Source organism: Psychrobacter sp. 1U2 (assembly GCF_051847575.1).
Map to the genome: position 1 here is coordinate 1 of NZ_JBPYDC010000432.1, position 1092 is coordinate 1092.

The following is a 1092-nucleotide window of genomic DNA, read 5'->3' on the forward strand; positions in this document are numbered from 1 at the left end:
CGAGCGCCCTTTAGCGTTAGTAGTCTTAAAACCTGAGCATGCCGATACCAAAGCGGAGGCTATTTTAGCGATAGGTCATCAAGCGGTTGAGAAGGGCTATTTACCAAAGTATGGCGTGCCAAGTGAAATAAAATTTTTAATAGAAATGCCGAAAACCAGTGTGGGTAAGCTCGATAAGAAAAAGATGCGCATGATGTACACAGAAAAATTGATTTAACCCATAGCGATAATTGCAAAAAATATATGAGCTTACTGATAATTTTAACGTTGGTTAAACGTTGGTTAAACGTTGGTTAAACGTTGGTTAATAACACCTACGCTCATTAGCATAACTAGAAGAGAGAACTACGAAGGCTGTAGCGATATTACCAGAAATACAAGAGACGCTGAATAAAGATAAACACCATCCCATGCATGGTTTTGCAGTTGTTTATTCTCAGCAAGTAGAGTGGGGCGATATGGACTTCTTTGGCCATGTTAATAATGTGGTCTATTACACTTATGCCCAAAACGCTCGTATTTACTATAACACTCAATTAAATCTATTTAACGAAAACACCTTTTCAGTCATGGCAGCGTCTTCCTGTCAATATTTTAAGCCAGTGATTTATCCTGATACCTTATGGATTGGGGTTCGAGTCAAGAAAATTGGCAATGCCAGTGTGATTCATGAATATACCTATTATAGTACGGCTATGAATACTATCGTCGCGAGCGGTGAGTCAGTGCTGGTATATCTTGATAAAACTACTGGACAAAAGAAAAACATTGATGAGACCAAAAAAGCCGCGATCAACGCTTTTGAAAGTTTTAACTAAACTGTGAAGTTCAACTAAACTGTGAAGTTCAACTAAACTGTGAAGTTCAACTAAATTAGGAGGTAATTTTTTTATAAGGAGATAGTGCTGGTATTTATAGGGTTAAAAAATACGGTAACAATAGAGATTTAAAGGGATTTAAATTAACTTAAATGAATTTTAAAACAACACAAGGAATGTGTAGATCATGCTTTATATCAAAAAGTTGTCTTTTGGTTTGGCTGTCTTGGGAGCATGTGTACAAGCACAAGCAATAGAGCTTGTCACCAATGGC

1 protein-coding gene and 1 pseudogene are annotated in these 1092 nt (G+C 36.9%); both read left to right on the plus strand.

Translation table 11 applies throughout. The features are described from left to right. Nucleotides 1–217 (plus strand): annotated as a pseudogene (locus ACS8FD_RS16360) (fatty acid--CoA ligase); the annotation flags it as partial. Nucleotides 218–410: 193 nt separating this feature from the next. Further along, nucleotides 411–818, plus strand: coding sequence for an acyl-CoA thioesterase (locus tag ACS8FD_RS16365; RefSeq protein ID WP_439276620.1), 408 nt, complete (start codon nt 411–413; stop codon nt 816–818). Nucleotides 819–1092 lie beyond the last annotated feature (274 nt).

What these genes read in the sequence shown, in the direction of transcription:
- ACS8FD_RS16365 (WP_439276620.1), top strand. Translation starts at nt 411, where the DNA reads ATGCATGGTTTTGCAGTTGTTTATTCTCAGCAAGTAGAGTGGGGCGAT.